Origin of the sequence: Erwinia sp. E_sp_B01_1 (assembly GCF_036865545.1) — a bacterium.
Taxonomy (GTDB): Bacteria; Pseudomonadota; Gammaproteobacteria; order Enterobacterales; family Enterobacteriaceae; genus Erwinia.
The window spans coordinates 3,929,232-3,955,438 of the sequence record NZ_CP142208.1 but is presented as its reverse complement, the minus strand read 5'-3'; the positions used below and the strand labels follow the sequence as shown (position 1 = coordinate 3,955,438).

At 54.4% G+C, this 26,207-nt stretch carries 22 protein-coding genes and 3 pseudogenes; 17 read left to right on the top strand and 8 right to left on the bottom strand.

What is annotated here, in order from left to right; translation table 11 throughout:
* Window positions 1–25: 25 nt before the first annotated feature.
* The gene (gene zapA / locus VRC33_RS18425) at window positions 26–355 is read right to left on the bottom strand and encodes a cell division protein ZapA (RefSeq protein WP_318789620.1); all 330 of its coding nucleotides are present in this window, start codon (window positions 353–355) and stop codon (window positions 26–28) included.
* Window positions 356–522: 167 nt separating this feature from the next.
* On the opposite strand from zapA, the gene VRC33_RS18420 reads away from it, so the two are divergent.
* From VRC33_RS18420 to VRC33_RS18385, 8 genes and pseudogenes are all read left to right on the top strand, one after another.
* Window positions 523–1,101 carry a YecA family protein gene (locus VRC33_RS18420; RefSeq protein ID WP_338558072.1) on the top strand — a complete coding sequence of 193 codons (579 nt, stop codon included), beginning with the start codon at window positions 523–525 and terminating at the stop codon, window positions 1,099–1,101.
* Between the two features lie 25 nt (window positions 1,102–1,126).
* On the top strand, window positions 1,127–2,440 hold the full coding sequence (pepP, locus tag VRC33_RS18415) for a Xaa-Pro aminopeptidase (RefSeq protein WP_338558069.1): 1,314 nt from the start codon (window positions 1,127–1,129) through the stop codon (window positions 2,438–2,440).
* A complete protein-coding gene (ubiH, locus tag VRC33_RS18410) occupies window positions 2,440–3,618 on the top strand; it encodes a 2-octaprenyl-6-methoxyphenyl hydroxylase (RefSeq protein WP_338558065.1) in 1,179 nt (392 codons plus the stop codon). The genes pepP and ubiH overlap by 1 nt, the downstream gene beginning before the upstream one ends.
* Window positions 3,619–3,631: 13 nt before the next feature.
* Window positions 3,632–4,834 (top strand): FAD-dependent 2-octaprenylphenol hydroxylase, encoded by a 1,203-nt coding sequence (ubiI, locus tag VRC33_RS18405; protein WP_338564353.1) that lies wholly within the window; start codon window positions 3,632–3,634, stop codon window positions 4,832–4,834.
* A 581-nt stretch (window positions 4,835–5,415) separates the two neighbouring features.
* A complete protein-coding gene (gene gcvT / locus VRC33_RS18400) occupies window positions 5,416–6,510 on the top strand; it encodes a glycine cleavage system aminomethyltransferase GcvT (protein ID WP_338558063.1) in 1,095 nt (364 codons plus the stop codon).
* Window positions 6,511–6,539: 29 nt separating this feature from the next.
* Entirely contained in the window at window positions 6,540–6,926 is a 387-nt protein-coding gene (gcvH, locus tag VRC33_RS18395) for a glycine cleavage system protein GcvH (RefSeq protein WP_338564351.1), read from the top strand.
* Between the two features lie 68 nt (window positions 6,927–6,994).
* Window positions 6,995–9,868: an aminomethyl-transferring glycine dehydrogenase gene (gene gcvP, locus VRC33_RS18390; protein WP_338558059.1), complete on the top strand. Its 2,874-nt coding sequence runs from the start codon at window positions 6,995–6,997 to the stop codon at window positions 9,866–9,868.
* Between the two features lie 77 nt (window positions 9,869–9,945).
* Window positions 9,946–10,047, top strand: a pseudogene (locus VRC33_RS18385) (SDR family oxidoreductase); the annotation flags it as partial.
* A gap of 177 nt (window positions 10,048–10,224) precedes the next feature.
* Here the strand turns inward: VRC33_RS18385 and VRC33_RS18380 are convergent.
* The 4 genes and pseudogenes from VRC33_RS18380 to VRC33_RS18365 form a co-directional block, all read right to left on the bottom strand.
* Window positions 10,225–11,663: pseudogene (locus tag VRC33_RS18380) on the bottom strand (6-phospho-beta-glucosidase).
* Window positions 11,664–11,717: 54 nt separating this feature from the next.
* On the bottom strand, window positions 11,718–13,220 hold the full coding sequence (locus VRC33_RS18375) for a PTS transporter subunit EIIC (RefSeq protein ID WP_338558054.1): 1,503 nt from the start codon (window positions 13,218–13,220) through the stop codon (window positions 11,718–11,720).
* Between the two features lie 160 nt (window positions 13,221–13,380).
* Window positions 13,381–14,108: pseudogene (locus VRC33_RS18370) on the bottom strand (MurR/RpiR family transcriptional regulator).
* The gene (locus VRC33_RS18365; protein WP_338558051.1) at window positions 14,108–14,716 is read right to left on the bottom strand and encodes an HD domain-containing protein; all 609 of its coding nucleotides are present in this window, start codon (window positions 14,714–14,716) and stop codon (window positions 14,108–14,110) included. Before VRC33_RS18365 ends, VRC33_RS18370 begins: the two are co-directional and overlap by 1 nt.
* A gap of 260 nt (window positions 14,717–14,976) precedes the next feature.
* Between VRC33_RS18365 and VRC33_RS18360 the strand changes: the two genes are divergently transcribed.
* Window positions 14,977–15,627 carry a hemolysin III family protein gene (locus tag VRC33_RS18360; protein ID WP_338558046.1) on the top strand — a complete coding sequence of 217 codons (651 nt, stop codon included), beginning with the start codon at window positions 14,977–14,979 and terminating at the stop codon, window positions 15,625–15,627.
* Between the two features lie 28 nt (window positions 15,628–15,655).
* Here the strand turns inward: VRC33_RS18360 and ygfZ are convergent, their stop codons facing one another.
* Window positions 15,656–16,639 (bottom strand): tRNA-modifying protein YgfZ, encoded by a 984-nt coding sequence (gene ygfZ, locus VRC33_RS18355; RefSeq protein WP_338558042.1) that lies wholly within the window; start codon window positions 16,637–16,639, stop codon window positions 15,656–15,658.
* A 216-nt stretch (window positions 16,640–16,855) separates the two neighbouring features.
* Here ygfZ and sdhE point away from each other — a divergent pair, with 216 nt between their 5' ends.
* Window positions 16,856–17,122 carry an FAD assembly factor SdhE gene (gene sdhE / locus VRC33_RS18350; RefSeq protein WP_338558040.1) on the top strand — a complete coding sequence of 89 codons (267 nt, stop codon included), beginning with the start codon at window positions 16,856–16,858 and terminating at the stop codon, window positions 17,120–17,122.
* Window positions 17,103–17,501 (top strand): protein YgfX, encoded by a 399-nt coding sequence (locus VRC33_RS18345; protein ID WP_338558033.1) that lies wholly within the window; start codon window positions 17,103–17,105, stop codon window positions 17,499–17,501. The genes sdhE and VRC33_RS18345 overlap by 20 nt, the downstream gene beginning before the upstream one ends.
* A gap of 6 nt (window positions 17,502–17,507) precedes the next feature.
* Here VRC33_RS18345 and fldB read toward each other — a convergent pair whose 3' ends face one another.
* On the bottom strand, window positions 17,508–18,026 hold the full coding sequence (gene fldB / locus VRC33_RS18340; protein WP_338558028.1) for a flavodoxin FldB: 519 nt from the start codon (window positions 18,024–18,026) through the stop codon (window positions 17,508–17,510).
* A gap of 99 nt (window positions 18,027–18,125) precedes the next feature.
* Here fldB and xerD point away from each other — a divergent pair, with 99 nt between their 5' ends.
* The 6 genes from xerD (at window position 18,126) to VRC33_RS18310 (ending at window position 25,146) form a co-directional block, all read left to right on the top strand.
* Window positions 18,126–19,019: a site-specific tyrosine recombinase XerD gene (gene xerD, locus VRC33_RS18335; protein ID WP_338558024.1), complete on the top strand. Its 894-nt coding sequence runs from the start codon at window positions 18,126–18,128 to the stop codon at window positions 19,017–19,019.
* Window positions 19,020–19,071: 52 nt separating this feature from the next.
* Entirely contained in the window at window positions 19,072–19,776 is a 705-nt protein-coding gene (dsbC, locus tag VRC33_RS18330) for a bifunctional protein-disulfide isomerase/oxidoreductase DsbC (RefSeq protein WP_338558019.1), read from the top strand.
* Window positions 19,777–19,778: 2 nt separating this feature from the next.
* Window positions 19,779–21,500, top strand: a complete 1,722-nt coding sequence (gene recJ / locus VRC33_RS18325) for a single-stranded-DNA-specific exonuclease RecJ (protein ID WP_338558014.1) — start codon at window positions 19,779–19,781, stop codon at window positions 21,498–21,500.
* Window positions 21,501–21,676: 176 nt separating this feature from the next.
* A protein-coding gene (prfB, locus tag VRC33_RS18320; RefSeq protein WP_338558011.1) for a peptide chain release factor 2 occupies window positions 21,677–22,775 on the top strand; the annotation gives its coding sequence in 2 pieces (ribosomal slippage) (window positions 21,677–21,751 and window positions 21,753–22,775; 1,098 coding nt in all).
* Window positions 22,776–22,784: 9 nt separating this feature from the next.
* On the top strand, window positions 22,785–24,305 hold the full coding sequence (lysS, locus tag VRC33_RS18315) for a lysine--tRNA ligase (RefSeq protein WP_338558006.1): 1,521 nt from the start codon (window positions 22,785–22,787) through the stop codon (window positions 24,303–24,305).
* Between the two features lie 145 nt (window positions 24,306–24,450).
* The gene (locus VRC33_RS18310; RefSeq protein ID WP_338558001.1) at window positions 24,451–25,146 is read left to right on the top strand and encodes an amino acid racemase; all 696 of its coding nucleotides are present in this window, start codon (window positions 24,451–24,453) and stop codon (window positions 25,144–25,146) included.
* Between the two features lie 112 nt (window positions 25,147–25,258).
* On the opposite strand, the gene VRC33_RS18305 is transcribed toward VRC33_RS18310, so the two are convergent.
* Entirely contained in the window at window positions 25,259–25,882 is a 624-nt protein-coding gene (locus tag VRC33_RS18305; protein WP_338557998.1) for a serine protease, read from the bottom strand.
* Window positions 25,883–26,207: the final 325 nt, after the last annotated feature.

The following is a 26,207-nucleotide window of genomic DNA, read 5'->3' as shown; positions in this document are numbered from 1 at the left end:
CTCTAACACAGATAACGATGAGGTGTTATTCGAACTTACTACCGGTACGTTCTGTAATGCGACCCTGTTCAAGCAACGCCTGTTCAATGGTCTGCTGCAGCATCCGGATACGCTGCTCCATGTTGCTGGCATAGTCGCGGGTTTTAACTTTTTCCGCCGCCAGTTCATGACAGATGTTCAGTGCAGCGATAAAAACCAGCTGCTCGGTATTTGTGACTCTAGTGCGAACTTTTAAATCTTGCAACCGCTGATTAAGATCTTCGGCAGCCATATTCAGCGCATCTTGCTGTTCAGGCGGACAATTAACTCTTAAAGAACGGCCAAAAATTTGAATATCTACCGGTTGTGCAGACATGCCACCATCCTGACTGATTACTTCGCCACCAATCTCCCTTAACACTGGGTTGGGAGGGGCGCAACTATAACTACGCCTTACAGAAGAAACAACCCCTTTTATGGAATCGTTGAGGCACCTGGTGGTAGCATAACACGAACTTATTCAGCCAACGATGACCAAAACGTATGTCACTATCAAACACAATGCCGGGCTATGACGCGCTGGCTTCAGCACTCACGCAGCAGGGCGTAGGAATGACCCCTGCTGAAATGCATGGCTTGATTAGCGGAATGCTTTGTGGCGGCACCAGGGACAGCAACTGGCAGGCGCTGGTTCATGATCTGACTAATGAAGGTATGGCATTTTCCCAGTCGCTGGCTTTGCCTCTGCAACAGCTGCATGAGGCCGTCGGCAATTCGCTTGAGGAAGAGGGTTTTCTGTTTCAGCTTTATCTGCCGGAAGATGACGATATCAGCGTGTTCGACCGCGCCGATGCGTTAGCCGGCTGGGTGAATCACTTCCTGCTCGGTCTTGGCGTGTCACAGCCTAAACTGGATAAAGTGAAAGGCGAGACTGGCGAAGCGATTGACGATCTGCGGACTATTGCCCAGCTCGGCTATGATGAAGATGAAGATCAGGAAGAGCTTGAGCAGTCTCTTGAGGAAGTGATTGAGTATGTCCGCGTTGCGGCGCTGCTCTGTCACGATACCTTCACCCATGTGGTGCCAACAGCCGTGGAAGTGCAAAAACCGACCCTGCATTAAGTCAGGGCACAATCAGGAGATGTTGATGACCCAGCAAGAATTTTTACGCCGTCGACAGGCGTTGCTGAGCAAAATGGCTCCGGCCAGCGCGGCGGTGATTTTTGCCGCGCCGGAAGTCACGCGCAGTAACGACAGTGAATATCCGTATCGACAAAACAGCGATTTCTGGTACTTCACCGGGTTCAATGAACCTGAAGCGGTGCTGGTGCTCATCAAAAGTGACGAGACCCATAATCACAGCGTGCTGTTCAATCGCGTCCGCGACCTGACTGCGGAAATCTGGTTTGGCCGTCGCCTTGGGCAGGATGCCGCGCCAGAAAAGCTCTCTGTGGATCGCGCATTGCCCTATGGCGACATCGGTGAGCAGTTGCCGCTGTTACTGAATGGCCTTGACGAGGTCTATCACGCGCAGGGCCTCTACCCGGAAGCGGATCGGCTCCTGTTCGCCGCGCTGGAGAAGCTGCGCCGGGGATCAAGACAGAATCTTACCGCACCGGCTTCCCTCACTGACTGGCGTCCGGTTGTGCATGAAATGCGGTTGATCAAGTCCCCGGAAGAGCAGGCGGTAATGCGTGAAGCTGGCCGCATCAGCGCCCTGGCACACACCAGAGCGATGCAAAAATGTCGTCCGGGTATGTTTGAATATCAGCTGGAAGGTGAAATTCACCATGAATTTTGCCGTCATGGCGCACGTTTTCCCTCCTATAACACTATCGTGGGATCGGGCGAAAACGGCTGTATTCTGCATTACACCGAAAACGAGAGCCGGATGCGTGATGGCGACCTGGTGCTGATTGATGCAGGCTGCGAGCTGAACGGTTATGCCGGCGATATTACCCGAACCTTCCCGGTCAACGGCAAATTCAGCGCCCCGCAACGCGCTATCTATGACATCGTACTCGCTTCGCTGAACAGGTCGCTGGAGCTGTTCCGGCCTGGCACCAGCATCCGTGATGTCAATGCGGAAGTTGTGCGCATTATGGTTACCGGTCTGGTTAAGCTCGGCGTGATGAAAGGTGACGTGGATCTGCTGATCGAAGAACAGGCGCATCGTAAATTCTTTATGCACGGTCTGAGCCACTGGCTGGGGCTGGATGTGCATGATGTCGGCGTCTATGGCAACGACCGTGACCGCCTGCTTGAGCCGGGTATGGTGATCACCATTGAACCTGGCCTCTATATCGCGCCAGATGCAGATGTCCCCGCCGAATATCGTGGCATTGGTATCCGCGTGGAAGACGACATTATTATCACCGCAGACGGCAATGAAAATCTCACCGCCACGGTGGTGAAGGATCCTGACGAGATTGAAGCACTGATGGCGGCAGCGAAAGCCTGATGAGCATTGTAATAGCAGGAGGAGGAATGGCCGGCGCCACGCTGGCGCTGGCGATTTCTCATCTGACTCAGGGGGGCATACCGGTCACGCTGGTGGAGGCTACGGAACCGGCAAGCAGGCGTCACCCGGGCTATGATGGCCGGGCCATTGCCCTGGCAGAAGGAACATGTCAGCAGCTTGCCTCCATCAATCTCTGGCACTCTCTGAAAGAGTGCGCGACGGCGATCACCCATGTGCACGTCAGCGATCGCGGACATGCGAGCTTTGTCTCGCTGGACGCGGCCGACCACGGTATCTCCGCACTGGGGCAGGTCGTTGAGCTTCACGATATTGGCCAGCGCCTGTTCGCTCTGCTGAAAAAAGCGCCCGGCGTGCAGCTTTGCTGCCCGGCAAAAGTGACCAGAGTGGAGCGCAGCCAGCAGAGTGCCAGCATCACGCTGGACAACGGCGAAACGCTTCAGGCCCGGTTACTGGTTGCCGCTGACGGCTCCCGCTCAGCGGTTGCGGCTTCCTGTGGCGTGCAGTGGCAGTCACAGGATTACCAGCAGGTAGCCGTGATCGCTAACGTCTCCAGCCAGCAGCCCCATCAGGGCCGCGCGTTCGAGCGTTTCACCGAGCATGGCCCGCTGGCTTTACTGCCGATGTCGTCAGGACGAAGCTCTCTGGTATGGTGTCACCCGCTTGCTGAAAAAGCCCGTATCGATGGCTGGAGCGATAAGCAGTTTCTCGAACAGCTACAGCAGGCGTTTGGCTGGCGGCTGGGGCGCTTTACACAAGTAGGGCAACGTCACAGCTATCCTTTGCAGCTACAGGTTTCTTCCCAGCATGTTTCACACCGTCTGGCGCTGGTGGGGAATGCTGCTCAAACGCTGCACCCCATCGCCGGACAGGGGTTTAACCTTGGACTGCGTGATGTCATGTCGCTGGCCGAAACCGTAGCAGCGGCCTGGCGTGCAGGCGAGGATGTGGGAGGCTACGCCACCTTACAGCAGTATCAGCAGCGCCGTCAGCCGGATGCCCGCGCTACTATTGGTATTACCGACACCCTGGTCAGGCTATTTGCTAACCGCTATACACCACTGGTGGCAGGACGAAACCTTGGCCTGATGGCTATGGATTCACTGCCGCTGGTGCGGAATTTGCTCGCCGAGCGCACGTTAGGCTGGGTTGAGCGTTAAGGAGAAAGCAGTGATGCAAACCTATGATGTTATCGTCGCGGGCGGCGGTATGGTTGGACTGGCCGTCGCCTGTGGGCTTCAGGGCAGCGGCATGAAAATAGCCGTGCTGGAGCGTGAACCAGCGCAGGACTTTTCTGTCAGTGAAGCGCCCGCCCTGCGCGTATCCGCGATCAATGCCGCCAGTGAACGTCTGCTCCAGCATCTTGATGTCTGGACCGCCATCCTGGCCGCTCGCGCCAGCGCTTATCACGGTATGGAAGTCTGGGATCGTGACAGTTTTGGTCATATCGCTTTTGATGATGGTCAGCAGGGGCTGGCCCATCTTGGGCACATTATCGAAAACGCGGTCATTCACCAGGCTTTGTGGAAAAAAGCCAGTGAGCTCAGCGATATCACGCTGATTGCGCCAGCTGAACTTCAGCAGGTGGCGTTTGGTGATAACGAAGCTTTTGTCACCCTGAATGATGGCACCATGATGAGCGCTCGTCTGTTGGTTGCAGCGGATGGCGCTAACTCCTGGCTGCGCAATAAAGCCGATATTCCGCTGGCATTCTGGGATTACGATCACCATGCGCTGGTTGCCAATATCCGCACTAAAAAGCCTCACGATGCTGTGGCCCGTCAGGTTTTCCACGGTGACGGCATTCTGGCATTCCTGCCGTTGAGCGATCCTCATCTCAGCTCCATCGTCTGGTCACTGCCACCGCAGGAAGCCACCAGATTGCAGTCGATGCCAGCCGATATATTCAATCAGCAGCTTTCAGTGGCTTTCGATCTTCGTCTGGGGCTGTGTGCGGTAGAAAGCGAGCGCAAAACGTTTCCTTTGATGGGGCGCTATGCGCGTAACTTTGCCGCGCACCGTCTGGCGCTGGTGGGTGATGCTGCTCATACCATTCATCCGCTGGCGGGGCAGGGCGTGAACCTGGGCTTTATGGATGCGGCAGAGCTGATTGGCGAAGTGAAACGCCTGCACCGACAGGGCAAAGACATTGGTCAGCATCTTTACCTCCGACGCTATGAGCGCAGCCGCAAGCACAGTGCGGCAATGATGCTGGCAGGAATGCAGGGCTTCCGTGAGCTGTTTAACGGCAGTCATCCGGCCAAAAAACTGCTGCGGGATATTGGCCTGAGCCTGGCTGATTCCCTTCCCGGAGTGAAACCTCGTTTGCTGAAGCAGGCAATGGGGCTGAACGATCTACCGGAGTGGCTGAAATAGCCCGTTCTCAGGGCGACCCCAGTGTTCGCCCTGAGCTTCAGGGTTCGTCAGCAATCTGAGGGCGACCTCAGTGTTCGCCCTGAGCTTCAGGGTTCGTCAGCAATCTGAGGGCGAACCCGGTATTCTTCCTGTCTCTGGCAGGCGGCATCAGTTCTTTTTTCGCCTTCAGGTCTAAAGCCCAGCCTCAATTCAAACTCCCCGTCAAACTCCCCGTTCGCCCTCTTCCCGGCGTTGCCCCATTTTGGATCATCGTTTGAAAAATTCTAATTTTACCGCGCTGTTCGCATTACTTTTAATAATGCATAATTTATTTCCCTGCAGGCATTATTTATCCCTTACTGCTTAATTCACTATTTTTAATCTGAATTTTTCCCTGTCGGCTGCCGAATCTGTGCGGTTTGACGCAGATTTCTGGTGAAAAATTCTGGAAACTTACTTGTGGATCCGCTCTGCACCGAAATGATTCGACCCCGTTTAACTTATGGTTAATCACCGCGTTCGGTGGTAAGTTCAGAGCCAGGTTATCGTTTGCGTCCCGGGAGGAAGCAGGCGCCTGACAACTTTATCAGTACAGGAATGATATGACTCAGCAGACCCCCTTGTTCGAACAGCATCAGGCTTGCGGCGCGCGTATGGTGGATTTCCATGGCTGGATGATGCCGCTGCATTATGGCTCCCAGATGGATGAGCATCATGCAGTCCGTACTGACGCCGGCATGTTTGACGTGTCGCACATGACCATTGTCGACCTGCGTGGTACCCGCACCCGTGAATTCCTGCGCTATCTGCTTGCCAATGATGTCGCCAAACTGACCCAGCCCGGCAAAGCACTTTATACCGGCATGCTTAATGCTTCTGCTGGCGTAATTGACGATCTGATTGTTTACTTTATGACCGAGGACTTTTTCCGGCTGGTGGTTAACTCCGCAACCCGCGAAAAAGATCTGGCCTGGATAGGCGAACATATTACCTCCTATGGCATTGAGCTGACGGTGCGTGATGACCTGTCACTGATTGCCGTGCAGGGGCCGCAAGCTCAGGCTAAAGCGCAGACGCTGTTCGATGATGCGCAGCGTGAAGCCGTCGCCGGAATGAAGCCGTTCTTTGGCGTCCAGTCAGGTGATTATTTTATCGCTACCACCGGTTACACCGGCGAAGCAGGCTACGAGATTGCGCTGCCAAACGAGCAGGCTGCTGAATTCTGGCAGAAGCTGCTGACCGTAGGCGTTAAACCTGCCGGACTGGGCGCGCGCGATACGCTGCGTCTGGAAGCCGGCATGAATCTTTATGGCCAGGAGATGGATGAAGGTGTCTCTCCGCTGGCGGCCAATATGGGCTGGACGGTGGCCTGGCAGCCAGAAGATCGCAATTTTATCGGGCGTGAAGCGCTGGAATCCCAGCGTGCAAAAGGCACCGACCAGCTGGTTGGCCTGATCATGACCGAAAAGGGCGTGCTGCGTAATGAGTTACCGGTACGCTTTACTGACAGCGAAGGCAATCTGCGTGAAGGCGTGATCACCAGCGGATCTTTCTCGCCCACTTTGGGGTACAGCATTGCCCTGGCACGCGTTCCTGCTGGCATTGGTGAGCAGGCTATCGTGCAGATCCGCAACCGGGAAATGCCGGTTAAAGTCACCAAACCGATTTTTGTGCGCGCCGGTAAACCGGTCGCCTGATAACAATAACTTCTCAGGAGAGCATGGCTATGAGCAATGTGCCAAATGAACTGAAATACCGTGACAGCCACGAATGGGTGCGTAAAGAAGCCGACGGAATCTACACCGTAGGCATCACCGAACACGCGCAGGAACTGCTGGGCGATATGGTGTTTGTCGATCTGCCGGATGTGGGTAACACCTACAGCCAGGGCGATGACTGCGCCGTAGCCGAATCGGTGAAAGCGGCCTCCGACATCTATGCGCCAGTCAGCGGTGAAATCGTTGAAGTGAACAGCGCGCTGGACGGCGAACCAGAACTGGTTAACAGCGCCCCTTATGCGGAAGGCTGGCTGTTTAAAATCAAAGCCAGCAACGAATCTGAACTGGATTCTCTGCTGGATGCGGATGCGTACAAAGACAGTATTGACGAATAAATCATAACTTAACGGGAGGTCTATCCCTCCCGTCATGCCTACTCTGCCCGATTCAGGATTTACCGCTAATGACTCAGACTCTCAGCCAGCTTGAACATACCGGCGCGTTTATTGAACGCCATATTGGCCCATCGCAGGAGCAGCAAGCTGCGATGCTTGAGGCCACCGGTGCCAGCTCACTTCATGACCTGATCGCCTCGATCGTGCCGGCAGACATTCAGCTGCCCAGCCCGCCAGCGGTCGGCGATGCCCTGACTGAACACCAGGCCCTTGCCGAGCTGAAGGCGATCGCCAGTCAGAATCTGCGTTATAAATCCTGTATCGGCATGGGCTACACCCCGGTTCTGACGCCGCCGGTTATCCTGCGCAATATGCTGGAAAATCCGGGCTGGTACACCGCTTATACCCCTTATCAGCCGGAAGTCTCTCAGGGGCGTCTTGAAGCGCTGCTGAACTTCCAGCAGGTGACGCTGGATCTCACCGGGCTGGATATTGCCTCCGCTTCGCTGCTGGATGAGGCCACCGCCGCCGCTGAAGCGATGGCAATGGCTAAGCGCGTCAGCAAGCTGAAAAACGCCAACCGTTTCTTTGTGGCTGAAGATGTTCATCCGCAAACGCTGGACGTGGTGCGCACCCGTGCCGAAACCTTTGGCTTTGAAGTGCTGGTGGATAAAGCTGAGAAGGTGCTTGAGCATCAGGACGTGTTCGGCGTGCTGCTACAGCAGGTTGGTACTACCGGTGAAGCGCATGACTATACCGATCTGATTGCAGAGCTGAAAAGCCGCAAGATCATTGTCAGCGTCGCCGCCGATTTTATGTCGCTGGTAATGTTGCAGGCGCCGGGTAAGATTGGGGCTGATATTGTCTTCGGCTCCGCACAGCGTTTTGGTGTGCCTATGGGTTACGGCGGCCCACACGCTGCTTTCTTTGCCGCGCGTGATGAACACAAACGTTCCATGCCTGGCCGTATCATTGGCGTATCGCGCGATGCCGCAGGTAACACGGCATACCGCATGGCGATGCAAACGCGTGAGCAGCATATCCGCCGCGAGAAAGCCAACTCCAACATCTGTACCTCACAGGTGCTGCTGGCAAATATTGCCAGCCTGTATGCGGTGTTCCACGGACCCGTCGGGCTGAAGCGCATCGCCTCCCGTATCCACCGACTGACCGACATTCTGGCGGCTGGCCTGCAAAAAGGCGGCCTGACCCTGCATCATCAGAGCTGGTTCGATACCCTGACCGTTGAGGTTGCCGATAAAGCCGCAATCCTGGATCGCGCCCTGAGCTTTGGCGTGAACCTGCGTACTGATATCCACAATGCCGTGGGCATCACCCTGGATGAAACCACCCTGCGTGAAGACGTTGTGGCGCTGTTCTCTATCCTGCTGGGCGAAAATCACGGGCTGGATATCGACGAGCTGGATGCCAGTGTTTCTGCTGAAAGCACCTCTTTGTCTGCCGCGCTGGTGCGCCAGGATCCGATCCTGACCCATCCGGTCTTCAACCGTCATCACAGCGAAACCGAGATGATGCGCTATATGCACAGCCTGGAACGCAAGGATCTGGCGCTGAATCAGGCGATGATCCCGCTGGGCTCCTGCACCATGAAGCTGAATGCGGCGGCAGAGATGATCCCGATCACCTGGCCGGAATTCTCTGAACTGCATCCGTTCTGCCCGGCCGATCAGGCCACCGGCTATCTGCAAATGATCGGCCAGCTTTCCCAGTGGCTGGTGCAGCTCACCGGTTACGATGCCCTGTGTATGCAGCCAAACTCAGGCGCGCAGGGTGAGTATGCGGGTCTGCTGGCAATCCGTCGCTACCACGAAAGCCGCAACGAAGGCGGCCGTAACATCTGTCTGATCCCAAGTTCGGCGCACGGTACCAACCCGGCCTCGGCACAGATGGCAGGGATGTCAGTGGTGGTGGTTGCCTGTGATAAGCAGGGCAATATCGACCTGCAGGATCTGCGTGCAAAAGCAGAGCAGACGGGCGAAGCGCTCTCCTGCATCATGGTGACTTACCCATCGACTCACGGCGTGTATGAAGAGACAATCCGCGAAGTCTGCCAGATCGTTCACCAGTTTGGTGGCCAGGTTTATCTGGATGGCGCGAACATGAATGCGCAGGTGGGCATCACCACGCCGGGCTATATCGGCGCAGATGTTTCTCACCTGAACCTGCATAAAACCTTCTGTATTCCTCATGGCGGTGGCGGTCCGGGTATGGGTCCTATCGGCGTGAAAGCGCATCTGGCCCCGTTTGTTCCGGGTCACAGCGTGGTACAGATTGATGGCGTGCTGACCCAGAACGGCGCGGTTTCTGCAGCACCGTTTGGCAGCGCTTCAATTCTGCCAATCAGCTGGATGTATATCCGGATGATGGGTGCCGAAGGGCTGAAGCAGGCCAGCTCCGTAGCTATCCTGAATGCTAACTATATTGCCACCCGTCTGCAGTCGGCTTATCCGATTCTGTATACCGGACGTGATGGCCGTGTGGCGCACGAATGTATCCTTGATATTCGTCCGCTGAAAGAGCAGACCGGCATCAGCGAGCTGGACATTGCCAAGCGCCTGATCGACTACGGATTCCACGCACCGACCATGTCCTTCCCGGTTGCCGGAACGCTGATGGTTGAACCAACAGAATCCGAAAGTAAAATTGAGCTGGATCGCTTTATTGATGCGATGCTGGCTATCCGCATCGAGATTGACCGTGTGGCTGAAGGCGAATGGCCGGCGGACGATAACCCGCTGGTGAATGCGCCGCACACCCAGATGGAAATCGTAGGCGAGTGGTCGCATCCTTACACGCGTGAGCTGGCCGTATTCCCGGCAGGCAGCGACAACAAATACTGGCCAACCGTGAAGCGTCTTGATGATGTTTACGGCGACCGTAATCTGTTCTGCTCCTGCGTGCCGATGAGCGACTACGAATAAATCCGCATTATTGACTACGGTTAAAGGGCACATCAGGTGCCCTTTTTTTATGGGAAAAAAACATGGCATTAGTCACTGGCGGTCAGCCTGAAGAGATTGCTCAGGCCATACTCTGGCTGCTTAGCGAAGAGGCTTCCTACATTACCGGCACTTTTATTGATGCCGCTGGTGGCCGCTGAAAATGCACCCTGTTGCAGGGAGACAGAATTGCCTGCACTTGCTCCTTTCTGAAACCAGGTCATTCATTCAGGCGATTCAGCCGAACCGGGGAAAAAATCCCCGGTTTTTTGGGCACCTGGCTGACTTCGGGTACATCAGCACTCTCAGCGATTCCAGTCACTACACTGACTCAGGCTTTACAACTTCTCGCCATGACTGGCGATCACCTGCTGATACCAGCCAAAGCTTTTTTCTTTGAGCGTTTCAGCGTGCCGCTACCGTCGTCATTTTTATCCACATGGATAAAGCCGTAGCGTTTACTGTACTGCCCGGTAGTGAAGGAAACGCAGTCAATACAGCCCCAGGGGGTGTAGCCCATCAGCTCCACGCCGTCATAAAACACCGCCAGCTTCATCTGCTCAATATGCGCTTTCAGATAGGCGATGCGATAGTCATCGTTGATCTGTCCGTCCGCCTCCGGCTTATCGATAGCGCCAAAGCCGTTTTCCACGATAAATAAAGGTTTCTGATAGCGTTCATACATCGCGGCAAGACTGTAACGCAGACCCACAGGATCAATCTGCCAGCCCCAGTCGGAAGCTTTAACGTGAGGGTTAGGCACGCTGCCTTCAAAGCCTGAAACCGCACTGCCGCTGCCTTCGGCGTTGGCCTGCACCGCATTGCTCATGTAGTAGCTCAGGCCAATGTAATCCGCACAACCTTCCTGCAGGATTTGCTGGTCATCACTTTGCATTTCGATGTGATAACCCTTACGTGCCCACTCATTGAGAATATATGACGGGTAGTAGCCACGCATATGCACATCACCAAACAGGTAACGCTCGCGCATCGCTTCCTGCGCCAGCATCACATCGTCCGGATGGCAGGACCAGGGATACAGCGGCACCATGGCGATCATGCAGCCAATTTTTAGCTCCGGGTTGATTTCATGTCCCAGCCTGACCACTTTTGCGCTGGCGACAAACTGATGATGAAGCACCTGATACATCGCCTGTTCAGGATTTTCGTGATCGGTAAAGACCACGCCGGAACAGCAATAGCCGAAAAGAGGATATTTCCAGTTTCTCTGGTTATTGATCTCGTTAAAGGTCATCCAGTATTTCACTTTGTTTTTATAGCGCTCCAGCACCACTTCGCTGAAGCGAACAAAGAAATCCACCACTTTGCGGTTAAGCCAGCCGCCGTACTCTTTCACCAGGTGATACGGCATTTCGAAATGGGAAAGGGTAATCACCGGTTCGATGTTGTGCTTCAGCAGTTCGTCGAACAGATCGTCGTAGAATTGCAGGCCAGCCTCGTTCGGCTCCTGCTCATCGCCGTTGGGGAAAATGCGGGTCCAGGCGATGGAGGTCCGGAAGCATTTGAAGCCCATCTCAGCGAACAGGGCGATGTCCTGTTTGTAGTGTGAATAAAACTCCACGGCCTGGTGATTGGGGTAGCTGTATCCCTCCTGCACGCCATCCGTCATCACGCGATCAACGCCATGCGCGCCGCCGGAAAGGACATCGGCAATGCTCACGCCTTTTCCGCCCCGATCCCAACCGCCTTCAACCTGATGCGCGGCGACAGCGCCTCCCCACAGGAAATCTTCTGGTAACTGCTGATGTGTGCTCATCAATCCCATCCTTCTGGTTAATAGAAATCCCGGGCAGCGGGGCTGCCCCATAAATCACGCCTTTGCAGGCTTCAACGTTGTGGTGCTGACAGGCTGTTCTTTGAATCCAGCGAACCAGGTGAAGATCACGCCCAGCATAAATGCCGTGCCGATCGAGATCAGGAAGCCGATAAACTGCGGCATATGCCCCTCTTTAAAGAACACCGGCAGCACGGCAATCCCTGGCAGGCAGTAGCTCCAGGAGACAGCATTAAAGAACCCGGCCACCGAACCGCCGATAGCCCCGGCCAGGCAGCCGCAAATCATCGGGCGCTTCAGCCGCAGGGCCACGCCGTAAATGGCAGGTTCAGTGATGCCAAACAGCGCGGTCATTCCGGCTGAAAGAGAGACCCGCTTCATCTCCTGATCTTTCGCCTTGAGCCAGACGCCAAAGGTGGCCCCCGCCATGGCAAACACCGCCGAGGCCTGTAGCCCGGTGAAGGTGTCGTAGCCCAGGGTGGCGTAGTTGCCTACCGTCACTGGCGTAATCCCCCAGTGGACACCCAGCGTGACCAGCGGCATCCACAATGCGCCCACCACAAAGCCTGCAATAACCGGGCTGAGGCCATAAAGCGTGTTATAAACACCGCCGATAGCCCCACCAATGGCATTGCCTACCGGGCCGAAAGCCAGCAGGGTCAGCGGCACCATAATGGCAATACAGAACATCGGGGTGAACAGATTGCGGATCACTAACGGCAGCACGCGTTCGAAAAAGTGCTGGATATAAGACATCACCCAGACCATCAGAATGATCGGGATAACTGAAGCGGTGTAGCTCAGGTATTTCACCGGCAGGCCGAAGAACTCCAGCGCTGGCGCGTTAACCGGCACACCAGCCACTTCAGCCAGCACCTTCGCAATTTCCGGATTGTTCACTGCCTCTTTCATCAGCATTTGCATTGCCGGATCGGCAGAGTTCGCCAGCAGGATCTTATTGGCCGTCAGCATGTTCATATAGTCAGGACTGACCAGCGCACAGGCGGCAATCACGGCGGTGAACGGATTAACGTTGAATTTCTTCGCGGCGGTAAAAGCCACCATGACGGGCAGGAAGGTAAATCCGGTCCAGGAAACAAAATTGAGGATGCGGTAAGCGCCACTGGCCTGATCCATCCAGCCCAGCGCCGTTACCAGCGATAAGATCCCCTGCAGTACACCACAGGCGGCCAGAGGATAGAGGAAAGGGGCAAAGATACTGGAGATAATATCCATCAGTCTGCTGACAATGCCAACGTTGGGCGCAGAAACAGCGGCATTTTCATCCACGCTGACCCTTTTTAACACTTCCTGATAGGCTTCACCCACGTGATTGCCAATTACCACCTGAAGCTGGCCGCCGGCCTCAATAACGGTAATAACGCCTTCCACCCGTTTTAATTGTTCTTTATTGACCTCTTCACGTTCCTTTAATATAAACCGCAGCCGGGTGGCACAATGTGTGACATTGATCACGTTGTCGCTGCCACCAATCAGATTGATTATTTCCACTGCGGACTGAGCATAATTCAGAGCCATGCGGTTCTCCTCGGTAGGGTACCTTTGCTTCCCGGATGAAATACCAGGTAAGCTATGGGTTTTTTATTATTACCGCGAGTTTAACAAGGAATGGAATATTGTCACGATATAACAAATCACCGCTGATGTGATTTGTTACATGGAAAAAACAGGGTGTTTTTTATTTCAGCTTGCCAGCCAGCCTGCGACCAATGGTTTCCAGAATATAGATAACAGGCACCTGAGTAGTGACATCGTACTCGCCGGAGACCAGCAGCTGCGGCATATGGTAGGAAAGATTGAAATCGGCCATTTTAGCCAGCGAGGAGTTATCATTATTAGTGATCGAGATCACCTGGCACTGATGAAAACTAAACTGACTGGCCAGGCGAATTATTTCCGGCGTTTCACCTGAAACCGATAATATAATGGCGACGGCCTCTTTATACATATCACTGTTAACAGGGTAATAGGGGTCATCAATATAATTGCTGAATTTCCCTATGTTGGAAAAAACCTTGCGCCATATTTTCCCAGCGTACCTGATGTTCCGGCACCGACGAATATAATTCGTTCGGCCCGCACCAGATGCTTAACCGCCTGATCAATTAAACTTTCAAACTCTTCATTGTTAATGCTTTTAAAAAAACTGACGATTTCACTGACTCCGGAATAGCCTGGCTGCTGCTGTTCCTGTTCAAGATAGAGTTTGAAACGGATGCGAAATTCTGAATAGCCTTCACAGTGCATTTTGCGGCAAAAACGCAGCACGGTGGTGGTGGAAACCTGCGCCGCATCCGAGAGTTCGCGAATGGTCATATACATCACCTTATCGCGATTTTTAATGGCGTAATTATAAACCTGTAATTCCAGACTGTTGAGGGTGGCGAGGTTGTGATGGGTAAACATTACAGCAGCCAGCCTTGTTGATGCGCCCGGTCCAGATGCTGTTTAAGGTGATTCCACAGCGCTGGCCACTCCCGGGCAATAAGCGCGTTGCGGCTGACAACCTGTTCAAGGCGGATCTGATTCTCTTTCCAGCTTTGTCCCTGGTTGTGCAGGTTCTGAATAATAGGCAGAGCGCGATCGAGCATATTGGCGAAGCGGGCTTCGGGCGTTTCACCGGCTTCATATTCATCCCACAACGCGCGGAATTTATCGCATAACGCGGCGGGAAGCAGGGCAAAAATACGGTCGGCAGCGGCCACTTCCTGCGCCTGAATCGACTCGCGTGCGGCGAGGTCATAAACCATGACATCACCGGCATCAATTTCCACCACGTCATGCAATAAAGCCATCTGCACCACGCGCTGCACATTTAACTGCATACCGGAATAGGGTGCCAGGCTCATGGCGGCTACGGCGAGCTGCCAGCTATGCTCTGCCGAATTCTCATGGCGCGCATTGCCAATAAGTCTGGTGCGGCGTTCAACACTTTTCAGTTTATCCAGCTCCATCAGAAACTGAATAACGTCTGTCATTTCACCGAAATCTAATACGGATACATTCCCGGACATGGCGGCCTCGACACTTCCATGAAGAAAAAATTTGGCAACCAGTGTAAGGGAAACGGCCCGGCAAATCCCGCCTTAAAGTCAGTGTTACACCCCTTCACAGATTATTTTAAGCTTACATGTGTACTCTGAAATTATTCTCAGTTAGGCTGGTAATGTTCACTATTTGGTCGAAGCGACAATAATCTGTTTGCTGTTGTCATTTTAATAGCCCGGTTAAGCAAGAATACAAGCCCGTGCAGGGCAGGGAGTCTCCCCCATTTATGACCATGAAAACTGTTACGGCCGGCTATTCGCTGGCGGAAGAAGTGGCTAACAGCATCAGCCACGGTATTGGTTTTATTTTCGGCATTGTGGGTCTGGTGCTGATGCTGACTCAGGCCGCAGCCAGCCAGGCCAGCGCCATCGCTATTACCAGTTACAGCCTGTACGGCGGCAGTATGATCCTGCTGTTTCTGGCTTCCACTCTCTATCATGCTATTCCTCATCCTGCTGCCAAGCTCTGGCTGCAAAAATTGGATCACTGTGCGATCTATATTCTGATTGCCGGCACCTACACGCCGTTTCTGCTGGTTGGACTGAAGTCGCCGCTGGCGCATGGGCTGATGGCAGTGATCTGGAGCCTGGCGCTGTTGGGCGTGTTGTTTAAGCTGGCTTTTGTGCACCGTTTTGAAGCCCTGTCGGTGATTACCTATTTGCTGATGGGCTGGCTTTCGCTGATTGTGGTTTATCAGCTGGCGTTGAAGCTCTCTCCGGGCGGGATCTGGCTGCTGGCAGCGGGCGGGATCATCTATTCGCTGGGGGTAATCTTTTATGTCTCAAAACGCATTCCCTACAATCACGCCATCTGGCATGGCTTTGTACTGGGCGGCAGCGTTTGTCACTTCCTGGCAATTTACCTCTACGTGAAGTAAAAAAGGGGCCATCCGGCCCCTTGAATTTTTACTCAGTCAGCGAATAGGGCAACGGCTGAATAGCCAGTTTGCCGCCATCATCACCCTGAACGCGGAGTTCAGTTTCCGGCTCCAAATCGTTGTTCAACACCGCCTGAACCCACACTTCACCATTATCTAACTGGCAGGCAGAAAGGATGGTGCCAGTCCGCCGCCAGTTCTCACCCAGCTTCATTTCCAGCGAATCATTCGCAGCAGGGAGATGACCAGCGGTGCCTGCCAGCCAGTAAAGTGCGCGCTTGTTAGCACCCCGGAATTTGGCTCGGGCCACCATCTCCTGACCGGTATAACAGCCTTTTTTAAAGCTGATGGCGTCCAGCGCCTGAAGGTTGGTTGCCTGAGGGATAAACTGTGCGCTGGTCACGCTATCAATAACCGGGAATCCCGCTTCAATATTCAGTGCCAGCCACTGGGCGCTGTCATTCAGCTGCGCTTCGCCTTCCAGCCCCTGTCGCAAAGCCTGAGCCTTCTCTTCGCTGGTGACCAGCAGAAAGCGTTCAGCGGGAGAAGCAAACCACAGTAGCGTGGTGTCATCCTGCTGCACTACCGGATTTTCTGCATCGGGTAACTGCTCAAAGAAATTGCTCAACGCTGAGCGGGCCTGAAAACCCGCAACGCCCAGCAGCACGGCCTGATCGTCAGCCTGAATGGTCACTTTAGCGAACACCGCATATTTTTTCAGTTCGGTAATCTGGTTATCCCGCAGGCTGCGACGCTCCAGATAGGCGAGTCCTTCCCCACGGTGAAACAGACGCAGATTACTCCACATTTTACCTTTGGCATCACAATGTGCAGCAGGCAGATGGCTGTTGGTTCCCAGCGCGGCGATATCCAGCGTCACCTGACCCTGCAGGTAGCTGACGCGGTCGGCGCCGGTAACCGTCACCAGCGCCCACTCTTCCAGCGAGATCAGCGTGAGCGGCAGGCGAGAAGAGGCCGTGGGATGACGGGGTGGGAAAGAGAGTGTCGGCATGATTCCATCCTGAATAGGGAAGCTATGCCTTTCATGTTAAAAGAGCCCACTGGCTTTGCAACCTGTTTCCTGAAAAGGAGGCACAAATCGCGTGATAACCCTGCAACGTTTGCGCCTGCTTTCAGAAGCTATACGCAACCTGACAACTACGCCATCAACATCAGGTTAAAAAAGCGCTACACTGGCCCCCTGTTTGACTGACTGACGATGGATAACATGGATATTACTAATAAAGCCCGGGTTCACTGGGCGTGCCGCCGGGGTATGCTTGAACTGGATATCGCCATCATGCCGTTCTTTAAATTTGAGTACGATTCGCTGAACGACCACGACAAGCAGCAGTTTGTGCGTCTGCTGGAAAGCCCCGATCCTGACCTCTTTAACTGGCTGATGAATCACGGTGAGCCGGATGATGCTGAACTGAAGCGTATTGTGCATCTCATCCAACAGCGAAATCAGCAACGTGGCCCTGTGGCACTCTGATCTGCGGATCTCATGGCGTGCGCAGTGGCTCTCTTTAGTGCTGCACGGCGTGGTGGTCCTTGCGCTGTTACTGGCTCCCTGGCCTGCCAGCTTCACGGTGGTATGGGTGATGTTGTTAACGCTGGTGGTGTTTGAATGCGTGCGCAGCCAGCGTCGTATTCGCAGTCGCGAAGGTGATATCTCACTGCTGGAAAACAGGCAGGTGCACTGGCGGCAGAAGCGATGGCAGATTTGTGGCCGCCCCTGGATGACACGCCAGGCCATTTTACTGGCGCTGCGCACTCCAGCGGGTGAGAAAGAGAAACTCTGGCTACTGCGTGACAGCATGGATGAAGAAGAGTGGCGCCAACTGCGCCAGCAACTTTTGATGCCAGGCTGACAGCATTTACAGCGTATCGGCCATCTCCGTGAGGATCTGTTCGCACCACTGAGCAATGCGATCGTCGGTAGCTTCAAACTGATTGATATCATCCAGCGCCAGCCCGACAAACTGCGTACCGTCTGCGGTCAGCGGTTTTTTGCTGGTGAACTCATAGCCTTCATTAGGCCAGTAGCCGACAAATTTAACGCCTGACGGGGTCAGCACATCGTGCAGCATTCCCAGCGCATCCAGGAACCATTCACTGTATTCGCCCTGGTCACCCATGCCGTAAAGTGCCACCACTTTACCCTGTAAATTCAGCGCAGGCAGCTCGGTCCAGATCGCCTCCCAGTCCTCCTGGAGTTCGCCGAAATCCCAGGTTGGGATGCCGAGGATCAGCATGTCATACTGCTCCATCAACTGCGGCGCATCGTCTTTCAGATTGTGCAGGGTGACGAGATCCTCGCCGATGAAATCGCGGATCTTCTCTGCTGCCATTTCGGTGTAGCAGGTACTGGAACCATAAAAAAGACCGATATTCATATCCGATAACTCAATTGACCTGGTGCAATGGCGCGGATTATATCAGAATTGAGCCTCAGCGGCGTAGTAGGCCGACCTTAGTCAGTGAAAGGGGAAGACGTGCAGGACAGCGATCTGATCGATCAATTTCTTGATGCCTTGTGGATAGAGCGCAATCTGGCTGAAAATACGGTGGCCTCCTATCGCCTCGATCTGATGTCGTTGGCTGAATGGCTGAAGCACAATGCGTCAAATTTGCTTAAGGTGGATGCTGTCGATCTGCAGGGCTTTCTGGCAGAGAGAGTGGAGGGCGGCTATAAAGCCACCAGTTCGGCCCGCCTGTTAAGCGCGATGCGCCGGCTTTTCCAGTATCTCTACCGCGAAAAACTGCGCGACGACGATCCCAGCGCTTTACTGGCCTCGCCCAAATTGCCCCAGCGGCTGCCCAAAGATCTCAGCGAAGCGCAGATTGATCGCCTGCTGCAGGCACCCAGTGTCGAACAGCCCATTGAACTGCGTGATAAAGCGATGCTGGAACTGCTGTATGCCACCGGGCTGCGCGTCACCGAACTGGTTACCCTGACGTTGAATAATGTCAGTCTGCGGCAGGGCGTGGTGCGGGTAATTGGTAAAGGGGACAAAGAGCGCCTGGTGCCGCTTGGCGAAGAGGCCGTTCACTGGCTGGAGCAGTATCTGGAGTATGGCCGTCCCTGGCTGCTCAACGGCCAGACGCTGGATGTGCTGTTTCCCAGCAGCCGGGCCAGGCAGATGACCCGGCAAACTTTCTGGCATCGGATCAAACATTACGCCACACTGGCAGGGATCGACAGCGAGAAGCTTTCACCTCACGTTCTGCGCCACGCTTTTGCCACCCATCTGCTGAATCACGGTGCAGATTTGCGGGTAGTACAAATGCTTTTAGGGCACAGCGATCTTTCGACCACGCAAATTTATACGCATGTCGCCACCGAGCGGCTGCGGCAGTTACATCAACAGCATCATCCCCGCGCCTGACGTGACGGATTGCGACAAACGGCCCGCGAATGAGGCTTTTAAGGACAAATCGATGAAAAAGCATTACCTGTTATTTTCCTTGCTGATGACGACAATCGCCGGCCTGGCTCACGCTGACGATGCGGCTATTCAGCAATCGCTGAAAAAATTAGGTTTGCAGCAGACTGAAATTCAGCCCTCGCCGCTGCCCGGCATGAAAACCGTGCTGACTGAGAGCGGTGTGCTCTACGTGACGGAAGACGGCAAACAGTTTATTCAGGGGCCGCTGTATGATGTCAGCGGTGGCCAGCCGGTGAACGTCACCAACAAGCTGTTGGAGAAAAAGGTCGAGGCGCTCAGCAAAGAGATGATCGTGTATAAAGCGCCGAAAGAGCAGCATGTGATCACGGTATTCACCGATATCACCTGTGGCTATTGCCGCAAGCTGCACTCAGAGATGGCTGACTACAATGCATTAGGCATCACCGTGCGTTACCTCGCTTTCCCAAGGGAAGGGATGAATGGCCAGGTAGCGAAAAACATGGAATCTGTCTGGTGTGCCGCCGATCCGAAAAAAGCCTTCACTACTGCGATGAACGGCGGCGATATTTCCCCGATTGACTGCAAAATCGATCTCTCCCAGCACTACAAACTGGGGATCCTGTACGGCATCCAGGGCACGCCAGCAATTCTGCTGCAGAACGGCATGATGATCCCGGGCTATCAGGGGCCGAAAGAGATGAAACAGTTACTTGATAGTCAGAAAGCAGGCGGCTGAGTGTGGTAAACAACCCGACAGAACTCCGCCGTCGCCAGGTGGTGGAGGGGGATGAACTCCCCGCAACGCTTCATCCTTTATTACGCCGTCTGTATCTGCATCGGGGGGTTCGTCAGGCCGATGAACTGGAGCGGGGGGCAAAAAATCTGCACTCCTTCCAGTCGCTTTCCGGTATAGCGCTGGCGGCTGAGATCCTGCAAAAAGCGCTGGCCGACAACCTCTGCATCATGATTGTTGGCGACTTTGATGCCGATGGCGCAACCAGCACTGCCCTGACCGTGCTGGCGCTACGCAGCATGGGCGGCCGCAATATCAAATACCTGGTACCCAACCGTTTCGATGATGGCTATGGCCTGAGTCCGGAAGTGGTAGAGCAGGCCGCGGCGCGCGGTGCTCAGCTTATTGTCACCGTGGATAATGGTATTTCCTCGCACGCGGGTGTGGCGCTGGCGCACGAAAAAGGCATCGGGGTGGTGATTACCGATCACCACCTTCCTGGCGAAACGCTGCCGGATGCTGAAGCCATCGTTAACCCCAATCTTGAGGATTGTGCATTCCCTTCCCGTTCTCTGGCGGGAGTGGGCGTGGCGTTTTACCTGATGCTCGCACTGCGCGCCCGCCTGCGGGACAGCGGTGTTGAAGTGCTGCCAAACCTGGCGGAACTGCTGGATCTGGTGGCGCTGGGCACGGTGGCAGACGTGGTGCCGCTGGATGCTAATAACCGCATTCTGGTCTGGCAGGGGCTGAGTCGTATCCGCGCCGGTAAGTGCCGGGCAGGCATCAAAGCGCTGCTGGAAATTGCCAATCGCGATGCCCGGCAACTGGCGGCCAGCGATTTAGGGTTTGCGCTCGGCCCCAGGCTTAATGCGGCTGGCAGGCTGGATGACATGTCAGTTGGCGTGGCGCTGTTGCTGAGTGAAGATATTGCCCAGGCCAGAATGCTGGCCAGCGAATTAGACGCGCTGAACCAGACGCGTAAAGAAATTGAACAGGGAATGCAGACCGAGGCGCTGGCACTCTGTGATGCGCTGGAGCGCAGCAGTGAAGCCCTGCCGCTGGGGATTGCGATGTATCACCCAGAGTGGCACCAGGGCGTGGTGGGTATTCTGGCCTCGCGGCTGAAAGAGCGTTTTCACCGCCCGGTTATCGCCTTTGCTCCTGCCGGTGATGGCACGCTGAAGGGCTCAGGCCGCTCCATCGCCGGGTTGCACATGCGTGATGCGCTGGAAAGGCTGGATACGCTGCATCCCGGTTTGATCATCAAGTTTGGCGGTCACGCGATGGCAGCCGGGCTGTCGCTGCAGGAAGAGAAGTTTGACGAGTTTCGTCAGCACTTTGGCGATCTGGTGGGAGAGTGGCTGGATGCAGAAGCGCTTCAGGGCGTGGTCTGGTCCGATGGCGAGCTGATGGCGCAGGAATTGACGCTGCCGACGGCAGAGCTGCTGCGTGAAGCCGGACCCTGGGGCCAGGCCTTCCCGGAGCCGCAGTTTGACGGCAAATTCAAGCTTATCCAGCAGCGGCTGGTCGGCGAGCGTCATCTGAAAGTGATGGTCGAACCCCTTGGCGGCGGCCCGTTACTGGACGGCATTGCCTTCAACATCGACACCAAACTGTGGCCAGACCCGAGCGTCAGGCAGGTTGAGCTGGCCTATAAACTGGATATCAATGAGTTTCGCGGCAACCGTAACGTTCAGCTGATTATCGATCATCTCTGGCCCCTCTGATAACTGGCGGTCTGCCTGAAGTGGATTAACTTCCCACTCTGGCAGACACCGGGTTATCTGTGCCGGGGCAGCTATTGCTTCCCGGCGCAAAATGCCCCCGCTTCAACGCTACAATCCGCAGCCAATTTCAGTTAAACTTGTCCGTTACATTCATGTCCCTAAAAGATTCTAAAATCATGTTTGAAATTAATCCGGTAAAGAACCGAATTCAGGATCTCTCTGAGCGCAGTGGCGTTCTCAGGGGGTATCTTTGACTACGATGCCAAGAAAGAACGTTTAGAAGAAGTTAACGCCGAGCTGGAGCAGCCTGACGTCTGGAACGAACCCGAGCGCGCACAGGCGCTGGGCAAAGAGCGCTCCTCGCTGGAAGCGATCGTTGAAACCCTGGATCAGATGGAGCAGGGGCTGGAAGATGTCGCGGGTCTGCTGGAGCTGGCTGTAGAAGCTGACGACGAAGATACCTTCAACGAAGCCATTGCCGAACTCGACGTGCTGGATAAAAAGCTCGGCGAGCTAGAGTTCCGCCGGATGTTCTCTGGTGAGTATGACAGTGCAGACTGCTACATCGATATCCAGGCAGGTTCTGGCGGCACCGAGGCTCAGGACTGGGCGGGAATGCTGGTCCGCATGTATCTGCGCTGGGCCGAAGCTAAAGGCTTCAAAACCGAAATCATTGAAGAATCTGAAGGTGAAGTAGCGGGCACCAAATCGGCCACGCTGCGCATCATGGGTGATTATGCCTTTGGCTGGCTGCGTACCGAAACCGGCGTTCATCGCCTGGTTCGTAAAAGCCCGTTTGACTCCGGTGGCCGCCGTCATACCTCCTTCAGTTCCGCATTTGTCTATCCGGAAGTCGACGACGATATTGATATCGAAATCAACCCGGCCGACCTGCGTATTGACGTTTACCGGGCCTCTGGCGCGGGTGGTCAGCACGTTAACCGGACTGAGTCGGCGGTGCGTATTACTCACCTCCCGACCAATACCGTGACCCAGTGTCAGAATGACCGTTCTCAGCACAAGAACAAAGACCAGGCGATGAAGCAGATGAAGGCGAAGCTGTACGAGCTGGAAATGCAGAAGAAAAATGCTGAGAAACAGTCGCTGGAAGACAACAAGTCTGACATCGGCTGGGGCAGCCAGATCCGTTCATACGTGCTGGATGACTCACGTATCAAAGATTTGCGTACCGGCGTTGAGACCCGTAATACCCAGGCGGTGCTGGATGGCGATCTGGACCGATTTATTGAAGCAAGCTTGAAAGCAGGGCTATAAGGAACTGACATGTCTGAACAACAACCGCAGGGCGCTGATACCGCACTTGAGCTGAATAACGAACTGAAAGCACGTCGCGAAAAGCTCAGCGTGCTGCGTGAAAATGGCGTGGCATTCCCTAATGATTTCCGCCGCGACAGCCTTTCAGACCAGCTACACGCTGAGTACGATGAAAAATCGAAAGAAGAGCTGATCGATCTGGGGATCGAAGTGAGCGTGGCCGGTCGTATGATGACCCGCCGCATCATGGGTAAAGCCTCTTTCGTGACGCTGCAGGATGTGGGTGGCCGTATTCAGCTTTATGTCTCCCGCGACGATCTGGCGGAAGGCATCTACAACGAGCAGTTCAAAAAGTGGGATCTGGGCGATATTCTCGGTGCCCGCGGCAAGCTGTTCAAAACGCAGACCGGTGAACTTTCGATCCACTGTAGCGAACTGCGTCTGCTGACCAAAGCCCTGCGCCCGCTGCCGGACAAGTTCCACGGCCTGGCCGATCAGGAAACCCGCTACCGTCAGCGTTATCTGGATCTGATCGCCAACGAAGAATCCCGTAAAACCTTCCAGATCCGTTCGCAGATCATGGCTGGCGTGCGTAACTTCATGGTTAACCGCAACTTCATGGAAGTGGAAACGCCAATGATGCAGGTGATCCCCGGCGGCGCTTCTGCCCGTCCGTTTATCACCCATCACAATGCGCTGGATATCGATATGTACCTGCGCATCGCGCCGGAACTCTATCTGAAGCGTCTGGTGGTTGGCGGCTTTGATCGCGTGTTCGAGATCAACCGTAACTTCCGTAACGAAGGGATTTCACCGCGTCATAATCCAGAGTTCACCATGATGGAACTCTATATGGCGTATGCGGATTACAAAGATCTGATTGAGCTGACCGAAAGCCTGTTCCGTACCCTGGCACAGGACATTCTGGGCAACACCGTGGTGCCTTACGGCGATCAGGAATTCGATTTTGGTAAGCCTTTTGAAAAGCTGACCATGAAAGAAGCGATCCTGAAATACCGCCCTGAAACCAACCTCGCCGATCTGGATGATTTTGATAAAGCCTCTACTGTCGCGCAGTCGCTGGGCATCAAAATTGAGAAGAGCTGGGGCCTGGGCCGCATCGTGACCGAAATCTTTGAAGAGACGGCAGAAAGCCATCTGATTCAGCCTACTTTCATCACTGAATATCCGGCTGAAGTCTCTCCGCTGGCGCGTCGTAATGACCACAACCCTGAAATCACTGACCGCTTCGAATTCTTTATCGGTGGTCGTGAAATCGGTAACGGCTTCTCGGAGCTGAACGATGCGCAGGATCAGGCTGAGCGTTTCCTGCAGCAGGTTAACGCCAAAGATGCGGGCGATGACGAAGCGATGTTCTATGACGAAGACTACGTTACCGCCCTGGAGCATGGCCTGCCGCCGACAGCGGGTCTGGGCATCGGGATTGACCGTATGGTGATGCTGTTTACCAACAGCCACACTATCCGCGATGTGATCCTGTTCCCGGCACTGCGTCCAACCGGCAAATAATACCGGTAAGGTTGTGCAACAGAGGGGCGAAGTGATTCGCCCCTTTTTTGTGGGCGCAATCTCGTGTTCTGAGCGGTGAATTGATCCCTGCCGTGGAATACGGAATAGTGGAGGGAATCTATTTTACGCGTAAAAGGGCAGAATAATGAAAACACTGGGACTGATTGGCGGCATGAGTTGGGAATCCACCGTGCCTTACTATCGTCTGATCAATGAAGGGATCAAACAGCAGCTCGGCGGGCTGCACTCGGCGAAGCTGGTGCTGTACAGCGTGGACTTTCATGAGATTGAAGCCTGTCAGGCAAGCGGCGACTGGGATAAGGCCGGGCAGATGCTGGCAGATGCGGCCCTGGCGCTGAAAAAAGCCGGGGCAGAAGGCATAGTGCTGTGTACCAATACCATGCACAAAGTCGCGGATCCCATTATCCAGCAAAGCGGGCTGCCATTTTTGCATATTGCTGACATCACGGCGGAAGCTATTCAGCAGGCCGGTATGACTCGCGTAGCCTTGCTGGGCACGCGCTATATCATGGAGCAGGATTTTTATCGTGGCAGGCTGAGCAGCGAATATGGCATTGAAACGCTGGTGCCGGAAGCCGCTGAAAGAGCGGAAGTGAACCGCATTATTTTTGAAGAGCTTTGCCGGGGCGAATTCACTGCGACAGCAAAACGTTACTATCAACAAGTCATTGCCGGGCTGGTTGCCCAGGGCGCGCAGGGCATCATTTTTGGCTGTACTGAGATTGGTCTGCTGCTTAAGGCTGAGGATTGCTCTGTACCGGTGTTTAACACCACGTCAATCCACGCTTCTGCAGCGGTAGCTTTTATGCTTGATGAGTAATGAGCACGCTTGAGCATGATAAGCCCTGGTCTGATGAGTCACGAGCACGCTTATAGCCGTGGGCATTATGTCGGCCAGTACAGCTACTGGCTCCCTGTTGCAGGCGTGGAGATCAGGATTTTATAGCCGTATCAAGCCAATCTTTGAACCGGGCATAAGGCACATATAAAGAGACATCTTTATAAAGCAACTTGCCCGTTTTCAGATCGTTGATGCGGCTGGAGTAGCCCACAATCACGCCACCAATCGAGTCGTCTGAAGTGTTATAGACGGCACCGCCAGACATACCTTTCACCACGCCCGCATCGGATGCCACAACCACACAACTCACCTTATTCCAGTCATTTTTCAGACCGGTGTTAACCAGGTTGGTGCCGCTGGAGGCCACGGGCATCGCGGAGATAAAACTGTAGCCGTAGAGATTAATTTTGTCGCCGATATGGCCATTGCGGAACTGCGGTGGCGTGAAATCACTGTTTTTATGATAGACCACGGCAAGATCGCACTCCGGGTGGTAAGCCTTAACGCGATATAACGAGAATTTGGCTACGTGCGCTGCGGTCAGGCTGTACTCAGACGTCAGTGGAATGGTGGTGCCGAGTGTGCCGACGCCCAGCACGGTCGGGATACCGGTGACGGTCATATCCACTCTTTTCTCAGCTTCTCTGCTGTACTCATATTTTCCTACAGAGCAGCCGCTAATCAGTAACGCCAGCAGGCAACAAGCAAGTCGCATCTTCTCTCTCCGGTAGTGAATCGATCAAGCACAGCAAAAAGCCCGTTAAATCCCGTTGAGGTATCGGCCTGTCATCGCATAACTTTAACCATTAATTCTTAGTCCAAAGTCTGTTTTTTTCTTACAGAACAGAATTAACCCGGTTAAGAACCTGAACTGTTAAGACCTTTCGCACCGGTGATTGTTCAGAAAGTATTATGCAACCCGCCTTTGAAGCAACCCATAGTCGATAAAGATTTCGTAAAAGTGGCATTTGAGCGGCTTTTATTTACCCACTCGTCCGGAGGGTAGTGAAGACGATTTCGACCGCAATGCGCTGATTATT